This window comes from Mucilaginibacter sp. (assembly GCF_041088075.1).
In the GTDB taxonomy this organism is placed as follows: Bacteria; Bacteroidota; Bacteroidia; order Sphingobacteriales; family Sphingobacteriaceae; genus Mucilaginibacter_A.
In genome coordinates, this window is sequence record NZ_JBGCVY010000008.1 from 46937 (window position 1) to 58448 (window position 11512).

Sequence of the window (11512 nt, forward strand, 5' to 3'; positions counted from 1 at the left end):
TTTTAAAAGCTCAATTAAAATGGTGCACCAAACTAAAACCAGGACTTCCCTGGATGTAAGCCGGAACTGCAACCGTTTTAAAGTTATAATTTTTGAAGAGATGCCGCGCCACAAAAGGATAAACGGTGTAAGCAATTTTGGTTGATAAAATACCCAAACCGGCACCTGCAATTACATCGCCGAGATAATGATGATTGTTATACAAGCGCAAAACGCCAACTGAAGCAGCCACGGCATAACCGCTATAACCGATCCAGGGCGAAACATTTTTGTATTCCTGGTACAGATATTCGGCAGCGGTAAAAGCAGAGGCCGTGTGGCCGGAAGGAAAAGACTCATAGTCGCCGCCATCCGGCCGCAGTTCGCGGACAGATTTTTTGGTAATCTGGCTTCCAGCTTCCATAATCCCGTTTGCGATCAACACGATTACTGTCCGGTCTCGAAAATTGTGTTTTCCCTCAATGCCAACCGCATTTAAGCCGTACAATGCTGCTGTCGGAACAATCCACAAATAATCATCCACATGTGTAGAAAAATTTGGGTTGTTGGTAACAATGCTGTGCTGGATGGAGTGGTTGAGGTTTTTAAGCGGCTTAACTTCCAACGCAAGCGCACCATAACCAATCAAAACAGTTGGAATAATGAAAGGCTTGAAACCTTTTTGGATGGTTGACAATGATTTTATGCCGGTAAAAGAAGTATCGCGAAGGCTTTTGGTGGTATCTGGCCGGGCAAAAGCAGAAAAGCAAGTCAGGGTAAAAAGTAAAATCAGGCGGCAGTTTTTTTTCAAGCTCATGCTTTTTTTAAATTGTTAAAATTCCTTCAAGTTTCTTATAGAATCCCGGTAGGAGGGAAATTGAACCTAAGTAACTGCAAGCAAATGTAGCAGTTGATTTTGTAGAAAAATTGGATAATAGCTAAATAATCTAAAAGGAGTGGAATATCCGGCACCTCGTGCCAACTATTTTAAAATTAATTAAATTTTTAATGTTCTTGCAAGCTATTTTAGGCCATGCTGTTTTTATCATGCAAAAATTAGGGTTGTTGATTTTAGCTTTGACACCAATTTTTACCCGGTAAAAGAAGCATTGCTTTTTCTGAAAAAATTAACATAAACCGAAAGCGCGGCAGCCAGAAAAAAGCCAAGGCCGGTTAAAACATCAATTAAAGTTGCGTTGACATTACTGCCGAAAATGGCATCAACCATATATTTAATAAACGAATTGGGTAGATTTTGCTCGCCGCGCAGTGCTTTGATGTGCCACTGATAATCGGTTATCGGGCAATAACCGATGCCGTACCAAAAACCCAAACCAAACCAGCAAGCGGCCGTAACCAAAATGCAGATGAAATGCAGTTTTCTGGTCGGTTTCCAAATCCATCCAAACAAATTAAAGCCGATAATGAGCAGGTGGAGCAAGGTAAGCAAGAAATCAAGCAGGCGCAAGTCCATCTAAAAACAATTTTAGGAATTGAGTTTGCGGATAACTTTTGCCGGGTTGCCCACAGCAAGCGAATCGTCCGGAATATCTTTGGTAACCACGGTGCCAGCACCGATAACGCAACGGTTGCCAATGGTTACGCCCGGGCAAATAATCGCGCCGCCGCCAATCCAGCAATCATCGCCAATGGTTACCGGTTTTGCATTTTCTTTTGTCCGCCTTAAAACAGCTTCCAGCGGATGTGTTGCCGTATAAATTTGTACGCCCGGCGCGCAAAAAACATGGTTGCCCAGCGTTACCGGCATCACATCCAGCACCACACAATTGACGTTGAAATACACGTTTTCGCCGCAAATCAAATTGTAACCATAATCACAATGAAAAGGCGGCTCGATGTACAAATTGCTGCCCGCATTTGGGATGAGCTGCGCCAAAATTGCTTTTGCTTTGTCGGTTGCCACAAATTCTTCCACGTTCAACTTTTTGAGCAATTGCTTGCACCGTGTCCGCTCCTCAACCAGCAATTCGTCGTTGGCCAAATAATATTCTCCCGACAGCATTTTTTCTTTTTCTGTTTTCATCGGTTTTAGTTTAATTTATTTTCGAAGTTAATCAATGAATTTAGCTAAACGGATGGAGACCCAATGATTTTAGGCAGGTAAAAGAAGCATTTTAAAAAACACAAAAGGATCAATCTAAACAAATCAATATCAAAATTTAACTTCAGCACAAATAAATTGATTTGGGCCAACAAACCAGCGATTAAAGAATAAATACCTAATTTGCCCGACCATTAATTAACCTTATCAAATAAAAACCAAAAGCTGTAACTGAATGAAATACCAACAATCATGGCTGAAATAAAGCAGGAAAGGCGGCTCGGCCTGTTGCAAGCCACCGCTATTAACATGACAGACATGGTTGGCATCGGCCCGTTCATCACCTTGCCCATGGTCATCAGCATGATGAACGGCCCGTACTTTTTGTATGCCTGGCTGGCGGGTGCCGTATTATCAATGGTAGATGCCATGGTTTGGAGCGAGCTGGGCGCCGCTTTCCCGATGGCTGGCGGTTCCTACAATTTTTTAAAAGAAACTTACGGCAAAAACGGTTTGGGTAGGCTGATGAGTTTTCTGTTTGTGTGGCAAACCATGATCCAGGCACCTTTGGTGATTGCTTCGGCGGCCATCGGTTTTGCGGCTTATTTTTCCTATTTGCTGCCGCTCACGCCGATAGAATCTAAAATGATGAGCGGCGGAATTGTAATTTGCATTGTGGCTTTGTTGTATCGAAAGATCGAAGACATCGGCAAAATCAGCGTGTTGCTTTGGGGCGCAGTTATTTTAACGTTGTTTTGGATTATTGGCGGCGGACTGGCGCACGGCAACTTTTTGCAGCCTATCCGTGATGTAAACAACGGCATCACCTTAAATTATGCTTTTGTTACGGCCATTGGTTTTGCTAGCGTAAAAAGTGTGTACAGCTATTTGGGTTATTACAATGTTTGCCATTTAGGCGGCGAAATTATCAACCCGTCGAAAAATATACCGCGCAGCATGTTCCTTTCCATCGCCGGCATCGCGGTTTTGTATTTGATGATGAACGTGAGCGTGGTCAGCGTAATCCCGTGGCATGTGGCGAAAGACAGTCAGTTTGTGATTAGTGTTTTTATGCAGCAATTGGCCGGGCCAACCGCGGCAAAAGTGGTTACCTGTTTGGTTTTGGTGGTTGCTTTCGCTTCCGTTTTTTCGGCCACTTTGGGCTACAGCCGTATCCCTTATGCAGCCGCTGCCGATGGCGCGTTTTTTAAAGTGTTTGCCAGATTGCATCCCACCGGAAAATTCCCTTACGTTTCGTTATTGTTTTTGGGCGGAATTGCTTTTGTTTTCAGCCTGTTGTTTAAGTTGAGTGATGTGATCAGTGCTATACTGGCCATGCGCATTTTGATCCAGTTTATCGCGCAGTCTGTTGGTTTGATTTTGCTGAGAAAGGTGAGGAGCGCGAACGATTTTCCGTACAAAATGCCTTTTTTCCCGTGGCCGGTTTATCTGGCCATTTTAATGTGGGCCGGGATTTTAATTTCAACCGGAACAACAATGGTTGCCGGAGGTTTGGTAGCGATTGTTACGGGTGCGGTTGTATATTTTATCAAAGCAAAACTGAACAAAGAATGGCCGTTTAATGCCGAAACCCAATCTAACTGATGCTTCTTTTACCGCCCTTTTTTCGTTGTTTCTGTTGATGGTTTTTGGTTAAATTGAATTAAAATTTCTATCGAAAGCAACTATCTAAAAATAGATTTTACACTTAATTTTACCCGATAAAAGAAGTATCGCCATTAAAACCCGTAGATTTCAATATCTTTAGATTTCAAAATTCAACCTAATCCATGCAATTTAAAAGTGCCGGAGATTTCATCATACAAAAGTTAAATAACGAATTGTCCCCGCAACTTTTTTACCATTGTGTGGAGCACGTTTTGGATGTATATGCTGCGGCAGAAAAAATTGGCACGGCAGAAAATATTTCTGCCGATGACATGAAACTGCTGCTGACGGCTGCATGGTTCCATGATTCTGGATTTTTAAAAGGCGCAAAAAACCACGAAGAGGAATCATGCCGCATTGCACGCGAAACTTTGCCCGGGTTTGATTATCAGCCAAACGAAATTGAACAGATTTGCGGAATGATCATGGCAACTAAAATCCCGCAATCTCCAAAAAACCATCTGGAAGAAATACTGGCCGATGCCGATTTAGACTATTTAGGCCGCGATGATTTTTTTACCATTGGCAACCAGCTTTTTAAAGAGCTTGTTGATTTTGGCACGATAAAAACAGCACGCCAATGGGACGAACTGCAGGTGGGTTTTTTGGAAAGCCACCATTATTTTACCAAAACGGCTTTGCAATTGCGGCAGGCAAAAAAGCTGGAACACCTGGAGCAAATCAAAGCCAAATTAAATAACGACCACTGAATGAGAAACTTATACATACCGCATTGGATTATTGACACCATTTATACTTTAGCCGGAATTTTGTTCTGCGGTTTTGCGCTTCGTAGTTTTTTGGTGCCCAACCAGTTTTTTGATGGCGGCGTAACCGGCATTTCGCTGCTGATCCACGAGTTGTACCACGTTAATATTGCTTACGTGATTATCCTGGCCAATATTCCGTTTATCATCATGGGCGCTTTTCAGGTGAACCGCAATTTTGCTTTCCGCACTTTTGCTGCTGTTGCCGGTTTGGCGCTTTGCCTGCATTTTATCCCGTACCCGCAAATTACTTCCGATAAATTGCTGGTTTCTATTTTTGGCGGTGTTTTTATGGGGATAGGCGTGGGGCTGGCCATCCGTGGCGGATGCGCGCTGGATGGAATAGAAGTGTTGGCGCTTTATACGGGCAAGCGCATCAGCTTTACCATCAGCGAAATAATTTTGGGGATCAATATTGTGATCTTCCTGGTTGCGGCGATCAAATTGGGACTGCCTACTGCTTTGTACTCTATTTTAACATACTACACCGCTTCAAGGGCGATCAACTTTGTAATCGAAGGTTTGGAAGAATACACCGGCGTAACCATTATTTCCGGACAAAGCGAGCAAGTGAAAGAGCGTTTAGTGATGGGCTTGGGCCGGGGAATTACAATTTACAAAGGCGAACGGGGTTTTTTAAAGGAAAGTTTTGATGTGAGCCAGCCTGTTGACATTGTTTTTACCGTAGTAACCCGTTTGGAACTGCGCCGTTTAAAAAACTTAGTCCACGATATTGATCCGAAAGCTTTTGTATTTACAAGCGTGATCAAAGAAGCGGCAGGCGGCGTTTTAAAACGACGGGCGAGGCATTAAGTTCAAGCTAAAACTTCGTACACGATTGCCGGAAGGGCTTTGTTTTTTAGCATCACTTCTCCAATTTTTTGAAACTGGTATGCTTCTTTTACCTGCATAAAAACCTGCTCGTTAATTAAAATCTGTCCGGGTTTTGCTGCCGATTGCAGGCGTTGCGCGGTATTAACCGAATCGCCAATCACCGTATAATCCAAACGTTTTAAAGAAACCGAACCAATATTGCCGGAAACCATTTCACCTGAATTGATGCCGATTGAAATTTCCGGTTTAAAAGTTTTGCCCGTCCCTGTTATTTTTTCGCTCGTTTTAATTTGGTTTTTGATGGACAAAGCTGCATCCAAAGCGCACTGCAAATGGTTTTCGCCTTTAAAAACAGCCATCACGGCATCGCCAATAAATTTATCAACGTGGCCTTCCTGCCCGATAATTTCTTTTACGATTTTGTCAAACAACAAATTCAATAAATTGACCACGGTATTTGCCGGGAAATGCTCGGTAATAGCAGTAAATTCGCAAATATCCACAAACATCACAGTAGCTTCCTGTACTTCGTTCCGCATCAGGTTGTTTTCAAACTCCTTGTGCGTCATAAAGTTGATTACGTTTTCATCCACGTACATCTTCAAAATGTTGTTCTCTTTGATGGCGCGTAACGTTTGCTGCAACTGCCGCACATGCCGGATGGTTTTTTCCATCGTGAGGTCGAGATCCTCAAAATCAACCGGTTTAACAACGAAATCGTAAGCGCCACGGTTCATGGCCGTGCGGATATTTTGCATATCGCCATAAGCCGAAACCATAACGGCTTTGATGGTTGGGTTTGCTTTGGAAAGTTTGGTGAGCAAGGTTAAACCGTCCATTACCGGCATGTTGATGTCACTTAAAATTATATCCAAATCCGGGTGTTGCCCCAATTTCTCCAACGCTTCTTCACCGTTTTGAGCAAATACAAACTCGTAAACATTTTCCCTGATCTTGCGACGGAATTTTTGTTTCACCAGCAGTTCCAAATCCGCTTCATCATCTACCACTAAAATTTTAGCCATTATTCAAAACGCTTGAGTTTTTCTTTTAAACTGTTAAAATCAACCGGTTTGGTCAAAAAATCGTTCGCCCCGTTTTGCATCGCCTGGTTGTGGTTTTCCTCGTCGCCGTAAGCCGTAATCATCATCACATAGGGCGGTGCCGAATCGTGTTCCTGCCTGATCTGTTTTAGTAAATCCAAACCGCTCATGCCCGGCATGTTGATGTCGGACAGGATCAAAACAATTTCCGAATCATGCTGGTGCAAATAGCTCAATGCTTCCTCGCCTGAAAGCGCAAAACTAAATTCGATCTCGCCGTTTTTGATTTCCTTACGGAAACGCTGGGTAAACAGGGGCTGCACATCGGCTTCGTCATCTACGACTAATACTTTCATATAATTATTTTGCCTTCATTCATTATTTGCAGTTGATTTATAATTGGAGTTTGGTTCTTTAATCAAATTCAAAGTATATTCAGGTTCGTCTTCACTATAAGCCGTACTTAAACCATCAGCAGAAAATTGATACCAGTCGTTTTGCTCGTTTTCTTCAACCAATATCAATACCTTAACATTTTGGTTTTTTTAAATTGGGCAAGTTATCGATTTTAAGTTCCTCTGTTCCGTCAAAATGTGCAGTTGTTTTAATTGCTTTCGTGTGAGTAAAATTACTGTTTAATTCGATCCGGTTTTCTGCTTTTGCTAAGTGGCTTTATTTAATAATCCCTTCTTTAATCAGTAAATCTTTAAATTCATCAATATTTACAACTTCAATGTAAGGAAAGTCAATGCTTTTTAAAACATCAAAGTCGCGATCATTTGTTACAATATAATCAGCATTAGCTGCAAAAGCGCAATCAACAAATTTATCATCGTCTTCATCATTTGTAATTAGCCGGAGATTAAAATAAGCAACTGTTAATCGTGCAGTTGAAAGTTCAATCAAAGAACGAATTACATTTGATGCAACTTCGGCATTCCAATGAGAAGTAAATTGTTCTTCGTATTCGGTCAATATCTCGTTAGAAAAAGCAATATTGATCTTTTTTTCTATGATTGCCTGATACAACCAATGAAACTTAGATCTGCCCGAAACAGAAACCAACAACACATTTGTATCAATTACGGCAAGCAAAGTCTATGATTTTTGGTTTAACCAAGTTTCCATGTCCGCATCGGTCAAACCTTTTTCGTCCCAAATTTGGTTTGATTGTGCAATTGCTTTGTCCGCGTAAAATTTGGCCAGCAGGTTTTTAAGCTCTTCCAAATCCTGGTTAGAAAGATTGGTACTGTACAGCTTCATCAATTCAACCTGTGCATTGGTTAGCGGAAATTTTAATTCACTCATAGTTAAAGATACTAAAACTATTCTAATTTGTTTTTTGGTTCAAACTACATTTTGTTCAACGGCAACGCGATCAAAAACTCTGAACCTTTTCCTTTTTCACTTTCCACTTCAATCCTCCCGCCATGCCCTTTCACTACAATATCATAACTCAAACTTAATCCCAATCCCGTTCCTTCGCCCGTTGGTTTTGTGGTGAAAAAAGGCTGTAAAATTTTATCTTTTACCGCTTCCGGGATTCCAATTCCGTTGTCTTTTACTTTGATCACCAAAAAAGTACCGGTAAAAGAAGTATCAACCCGGACTTCCGGTTTATAATCCGGCCCGGCCGTTTTTTGCTTTTGCTGAACGGCGTAAAAAGCGTTGTTAAAAAGGTTCAACAAAACGCGGCCAATATCCTGGGGAACGATATTTACTTTCGGCAAATTTTCCTGAAAATGCGTAGTCAACGTAGCATTGAACGATTTGTCTTTCGCGCGCAAACCGTGGTAACTCAAACGCAAGTATTCATCAGCCAGAATGTTGATGTCAGTCAGTTGCCGCTCGCCGCTGTTGTTGCGCGAATGTTGCAGCATGCCTTTCACAATGCCGTCGGCGCGTTTGCCATGGTGGTAAATCTTTTGCAGGTTTTGCTTGATGTCTGCCGAAATCTCCAATGCTTCTTTTATGGCACCTTTTTGCAGTTCTTCTTCCATTTCCTCTAAAAGTTCGATGCTGACTTCGGAGAAATTGTTGACGAAATTTAAGGGGTTTTGGATTTCGTGCGCAATTCCCGCCGTCAGTTCGCCCAGAGAAGCCAGCTTTTCGGATTGGATCAACTGGTCTTGCGTGGTGCGCAAATCGGCCAGCGCCTGTTGCAATTCTTCTTTTTGCTGAGACAGGGCAGCCGTCCGTTCCTGCACCAAAACTTCCAGTTCCACTTTGCGTGCGGCAATTTGTTTGTTCAGTTCTTCTTCCTGGCGCCGTTGTACGCGTTCTTTTTCCAACGCTTTTTGCTGACGGTTTGCGGTAAACCAGCTTGCAAAAATCCAGATTCCGGCAAAAACTTGTGCCGTTTGCACGTAATCTGACCATTTGTTGATTGCATCTACATTAATTAAACGAATCAAATCTTTAACAAACATCACTCCGATGTAAGGCAGAATGGTGAGGCTGAACGGCCGTAGCGAATGCAGCTCTTTTTCTTGATATACGATATAAACCAAGGTTAGCAGCGTTGCAATCCAAACCCAATCAACATAATGTTCTTTATGGGCAAACATTTCGGCAACCAGCAAAAAAACAATAAAGGTCATTCCGCCTTTCACCCATTGGTCCCACTTTAGCGGGTGTGGAAAACTTTTCAAAGTGCTGCGGATACTGCGGACCAGGAAAAGCGCAATCAGGAAAGAAGTAATATCCATCGAAAAAAAAATTGAAATTTAGCAAGTACTTATTTTATTGCCCTAAAAGAAGCATGTGCAAAATAAGCATATCTGTTGGTAAAAAAATGATCATCAATCATAGAACTATTCCAACTTTTGCAGTCTCAATAACAAAGGCTGATTTTTATAGTTGAACAAATTTTAATCCGAAAGAAAAAAACAGCAAATTAGCCCGCAGAACCCTAAACCAAATTACCATGAAAAAACTTCTTTTATCCCTGATGATTGTTGGCACTTTAACGCCTGGTGCCAACGCCCAAAAAAAACACAAACGCCAGGTCTTATTTAACGGTAAAAATACCGACGGCTGGCATACTTATTTAAAACCTACGGCCGGGGCAGCGTGGCAAGTGGTAGACGGCGCGCTTCAGCTCGACCCAAAAGCAGAAGGCCAGGGCGATTTGGTAACCGACCAGGAATACGAAAACTTTGAACTTTCTTTGGATTGGAAGATTGCCGAAGGCGGAAACAGCGGCGTTATTTTTGATGTGCATGAAGACCCGGCTTTCCGTTCTACTTACGATACCGGGATTGAGATGCAGGTTTTGGACAATAAAAATGCCGACGACAATAAAAAAGCGAACCACCTGGCCGGCTCGTTATACGATCTGAAAGCGCCATCGCAAGATGTGGCAAAACCGGCAGGCGAGTGGAACAAGGCCAAAATACGCAAGGAAAATGGCCACTTAACTTTTTACCTCAATAATGTAAAGATTGTTGAAACCCAAATGGGCAGCCCGGAGTGGGAAACACTGGTCAACAACAGCAAGTTTAAAAACTGGAAAAATTTTGCCAAATATCCAAAAGGGCACATTGCTTTGCAAGACCACGGCGGGCAGGTATCGTACAAAAACATCAGCATCACAGAACTTTGAGTTTTTTTGGATGCCGGGTTTTCTAAAAAAACCTAACCTTTCGCATTAATCTAAAAAGAAGCATCCCGAAAATTTACTTTTCGGGATGCTTCTTTTATGGGCATAAAATTGTTGCCTTTTGGGTTTAATGCGGTGCCTCGTTTTGGTTCCGTTCTGCAATTGGTTTGATGTCCGGCTGGTATTTTACCTGCCTCGGCGTGAGCCAGTACAAAAGCATCACCCTGGAATACCTGAAATTAAAAGGCGACAATAAAAATGAAACTACAAAAATAATCCCAATGTATAGCCAGGGCGATGTGGTGTTGCCGGTAAATGTATAAACTGCAATTACGGTTGCCACGATTTCGGCCACGTTCAATGCGTAACTGGCATACATTGCTACATAAAAATAGCCTGGTTCCTGCTCAAACAAAAAGCCGCAGTACGGGCAGGTTTTGTACATCTTTTGGATGTGGAAACCGTACATGCTGTGGCTGAACAAATTGCCTTTGCGGCAGCGCGGGCATTTGGCATGAAGCATGGCATAGGCTTTGGAAACTTTTTCCATTGTTGTTTTATTTTGGTTGAGATAACAAACTGAATAGTTAATGCAATAATACCAACAGTTGTTTAATTTGCTTCTGCACAAAAATTAGTTTTAATACAATTTTAAATGGAGGCGAAACTTGTATCCAATTTAAACCATCCATTTTTTTCCCTGATTTTACCCTGCTAAAAACAGTATGCTTAAGAATTGTTGTTTCCAATTTTTTTGTCTGAGATTTGCTGCTGATCATGCCTGAAAAAAAACAATTAAAACTAACCGGCCGTATCTGGCTGGAAACTGATGACGGGCCGGTTTTAGGTTCGGGCAGGGTAGAACTGCTGGAACGCATCCAACAATCCGGCTCGTTGCGGCAGGCGGCTTTGCAGATGAAAATGTCTTACAAGCAGGCCTGGGACATGATCAAACACATGAACGAACAGTTGGGCGGGCCGGTAATTATGGCGCAGCGCGGCGGCAAAGGCGGCGGAAACACGATAATAACGGAAAACGGGCTGAAAGCGGTTGCGCTTTTTCGTTCCTGCCAAAAACTGTTTCACGATTTTTTGAAGGAGAACCAGCCTGAATTCTAACCGCTTCTTTTGCTGGTTTTTTTGATTCTCCAGTACCGGTTTAAATTTTATCCTGAAATTTATAATGCTTCTTTTATGCCCATAAATTTGGTGTTTAGGTTTTATGCCAGAAACTTGTTTAAACTTTTATTATTTGCTACATCGTTTATTTACAAACGCTTATTAAAGTACACACCCCTAACCCCTCTCGAGAGGGGAAGCATGGCTTGCTATCTTTCTAACGTTTGGAAAGGTGTCGTTTGCAGGTTCCCCTCTTGAGAGGGGCAAGGGGTGTGTCTTTTCATTTTTAGGTGGTAAAAGAAGCATCCGGAATTAAGTTTAAACAACTTCCAAAACAAAAATTATAAGAGAACAACAATTTTTAGGTGGTAAAAGAAGCATGGAAAATATTTGAACAATATTTAAACAGATTCTGAAAACGATTTTGATTTTCGTTATG

The 11512-nt window shown here is 42.0% G+C and carries 15 protein-coding genes; 5 read left to right on the forward strand and 10 right to left on the reverse strand.

The genetic code is table 11. From position 1 onward, the window contains the following. Positions 1 to 10 precede the first annotated feature (10 nt). The 3 genes from V5804_RS00860 to V5804_RS00870 form a co-directional block, all read right to left on the reverse strand. Positions 11 to 796, reverse strand: a complete 786-nt coding sequence (locus tag V5804_RS00860) for a phosphatase PAP2 family protein (RefSeq protein WP_369589481.1) — start codon at positions 794 to 796, stop codon at positions 11 to 13. A 273-nt stretch (positions 797 to 1069) separates the two neighbouring features. Then, complete coding sequence (locus V5804_RS00865; RefSeq protein WP_369589482.1) at positions 1070 to 1453, reverse strand: DUF2784 domain-containing protein; 384 nt, start codon at positions 1451 to 1453, stop codon at positions 1070 to 1072. 12 nt (positions 1454 to 1465) lie between these two features. Further along, complete coding sequence (locus V5804_RS00870) at positions 1466 to 2023, reverse strand: sugar O-acetyltransferase (protein ID WP_369589483.1); 558 nt, start codon at positions 2021 to 2023, stop codon at positions 1466 to 1468. 270 nt (positions 2024 to 2293) lie between these two features. On the opposite strand from V5804_RS00870, the gene V5804_RS00875 reads away from it, so the two are divergent. The 3 genes from V5804_RS00875 to V5804_RS00885 all read left to right on the forward strand — a co-directional run bounded on the left by V5804_RS00875 (position 2294) and on the right by V5804_RS00885 (position 5289). Further along, positions 2294 to 3646 carry an APC family permease gene (locus tag V5804_RS00875; protein ID WP_369589484.1) on the forward strand — a complete coding sequence of 451 codons (1353 nt, stop codon included), beginning with the start codon at positions 2294 to 2296 and terminating at the stop codon, positions 3644 to 3646. Positions 3647 to 3831: 185 nt separating this feature from the next. Then, positions 3832 to 4419 carry an HD domain-containing protein gene (locus tag V5804_RS00880; protein ID WP_369589485.1) on the forward strand — a complete coding sequence of 196 codons (588 nt, stop codon included), beginning with the start codon at positions 3832 to 3834 and terminating at the stop codon, positions 4417 to 4419. Continuing rightward, positions 4420 to 5289: a YitT family protein gene (locus V5804_RS00885; protein ID WP_369589486.1), complete on the forward strand. Its 870-nt coding sequence runs from the start codon at positions 4420 to 4422 to the stop codon at positions 5287 to 5289. It begins immediately after the preceding gene. A gap of 2 nt (positions 5290 to 5291) precedes the next feature. On the opposite strand, the gene V5804_RS00890 is transcribed toward V5804_RS00885, so the two are convergent. From V5804_RS00890 to V5804_RS00915, 6 genes are all read right to left on the reverse strand, one after another. Further along, positions 5292 to 6335, reverse strand: a complete 1044-nt coding sequence (locus V5804_RS00890; RefSeq protein WP_369589487.1) for an adenylate/guanylate cyclase domain-containing protein — start codon at positions 6333 to 6335, stop codon at positions 5292 to 5294. Then, on the reverse strand, positions 6335 to 6709 hold the full coding sequence (locus V5804_RS00895; RefSeq protein WP_369589488.1) for a response regulator: 375 nt from the start codon (positions 6707 to 6709) through the stop codon (positions 6335 to 6337). The genes V5804_RS00890 and V5804_RS00895 overlap by 1 nt, the downstream gene beginning before the upstream one ends. Positions 6710 to 6724: 15 nt before the next feature. After that, the gene (locus tag V5804_RS00900; RefSeq protein WP_369589489.1) at positions 6725 to 6877 is read right to left on the reverse strand and encodes a hypothetical protein; all 153 of its coding nucleotides are present in this window, start codon (positions 6875 to 6877) and stop codon (positions 6725 to 6727) included. Positions 6878 to 7025: 148 nt separating this feature from the next. Next, positions 7026 to 7448: a putative toxin-antitoxin system toxin component, PIN family gene (locus tag V5804_RS00905; RefSeq protein ID WP_369589490.1), complete on the reverse strand. Its 423-nt coding sequence runs from the start codon at positions 7446 to 7448 to the stop codon at positions 7026 to 7028. A gap of 3 nt (positions 7449 to 7451) precedes the next feature. Then, positions 7452 to 7661, reverse strand: a complete 210-nt coding sequence (locus V5804_RS00910) for a hypothetical protein (protein WP_369589491.1) — start codon at positions 7659 to 7661, stop codon at positions 7452 to 7454. A 44-nt stretch (positions 7662 to 7705) separates the two neighbouring features. Further along, complete coding sequence (locus tag V5804_RS00915; RefSeq protein WP_369589492.1) at positions 7706 to 9061, reverse strand: sensor histidine kinase; 1356 nt, start codon at positions 9059 to 9061, stop codon at positions 7706 to 7708. Positions 9062 to 9279: 218 nt separating this feature from the next. Here V5804_RS00915 and V5804_RS00920 point away from each other — a divergent pair, with 218 nt between their 5' ends. Next, positions 9280 to 9957, forward strand: a complete 678-nt coding sequence (locus tag V5804_RS00920; RefSeq protein ID WP_369589493.1) for a DUF1080 domain-containing protein — start codon at positions 9280 to 9282, stop codon at positions 9955 to 9957. 124 nt (positions 9958 to 10081) lie between these two features. On the opposite strand, the gene V5804_RS00925 is transcribed toward V5804_RS00920, so the two are convergent. Then, positions 10082 to 10504: a DUF983 domain-containing protein gene (locus V5804_RS00925; RefSeq protein WP_369589494.1), complete on the reverse strand. Its 423-nt coding sequence runs from the start codon at positions 10502 to 10504 to the stop codon at positions 10082 to 10084. Between the two features lie 227 nt (positions 10505 to 10731). On the opposite strand from V5804_RS00925, the gene V5804_RS00930 reads away from it, so the two are divergent. Next, positions 10732 to 11073 carry a winged helix-turn-helix domain-containing protein gene (locus V5804_RS00930; RefSeq protein ID WP_369589495.1) on the forward strand — a complete coding sequence of 114 codons (342 nt, stop codon included), beginning with the start codon at positions 10732 to 10734 and terminating at the stop codon, positions 11071 to 11073. The last annotated feature ends 439 nt before the right edge of the window (positions 11074 to 11512 follow it).

Excerpts from the sequence above, each read along its gene's own strand:
- V5804_RS00860 (WP_369589481.1), bottom strand. The coding sequence starts at position 796 with ATGAGCTTGAAAAAAAACTGCCGCCTGATTTTACTTTTTACCCTGACT.
- V5804_RS00865 (WP_369589482.1), bottom strand. The coding sequence starts at position 1,453 with ATGGACTTGCGCCTGCTTGATTTCTTGCTTACCTTGCTCCACCTGCTC.
- V5804_RS00870 (WP_369589483.1), bottom strand. The coding sequence starts at position 2,023 with ATGAAAACAGAAAAAGAAAAAATGCTGTCGGGAGAATATTATTTGGCC.
- V5804_RS00875 (WP_369589484.1), top strand. The coding sequence starts at position 2,294 with ATGGCTGAAATAAAGCAGGAAAGGCGGCTCGGCCTGTTGCAAGCCACC.
- V5804_RS00880 (WP_369589485.1), top strand. The coding sequence starts at position 3,832 with ATGCAATTTAAAAGTGCCGGAGATTTCATCATACAAAAGTTAAATAAC.
- V5804_RS00885 (WP_369589486.1), top strand. The coding sequence starts at position 4,420 with ATGAGAAACTTATACATACCGCATTGGATTATTGACACCATTTATACT.
- V5804_RS00890 (WP_369589487.1), bottom strand. The coding sequence starts at position 6,335 with ATGGCTAAAATTTTAGTGGTAGATGATGAAGCGGATTTGGAACTGCTG.
- V5804_RS00895 (WP_369589488.1), bottom strand. The coding sequence starts at position 6,709 with ATGAAAGTATTAGTCGTAGATGACGAAGCCGATGTGCAGCCCCTGTTT.
- V5804_RS00910 (WP_369589491.1), bottom strand. The coding sequence starts at position 7,661 with ATGAGTGAATTAAAATTTCCGCTAACCAATGCACAGGTTGAATTGATG.
- V5804_RS00915 (WP_369589492.1), bottom strand. The coding sequence starts at position 9,061 with ATGGATATTACTTCTTTCCTGATTGCGCTTTTCCTGGTCCGCAGTATC.
- V5804_RS00920 (WP_369589493.1), top strand. The coding sequence starts at position 9,280 with ATGAAAAAACTTCTTTTATCCCTGATGATTGTTGGCACTTTAACGCCT.
- V5804_RS00925 (WP_369589494.1), bottom strand. The coding sequence starts at position 10,504 with ATGGAAAAAGTTTCCAAAGCCTATGCCATGCTTCATGCCAAATGCCCG.
- V5804_RS00930 (WP_369589495.1), top strand. The coding sequence starts at position 10,732 with ATGCCTGAAAAAAAACAATTAAAACTAACCGGCCGTATCTGGCTGGAA.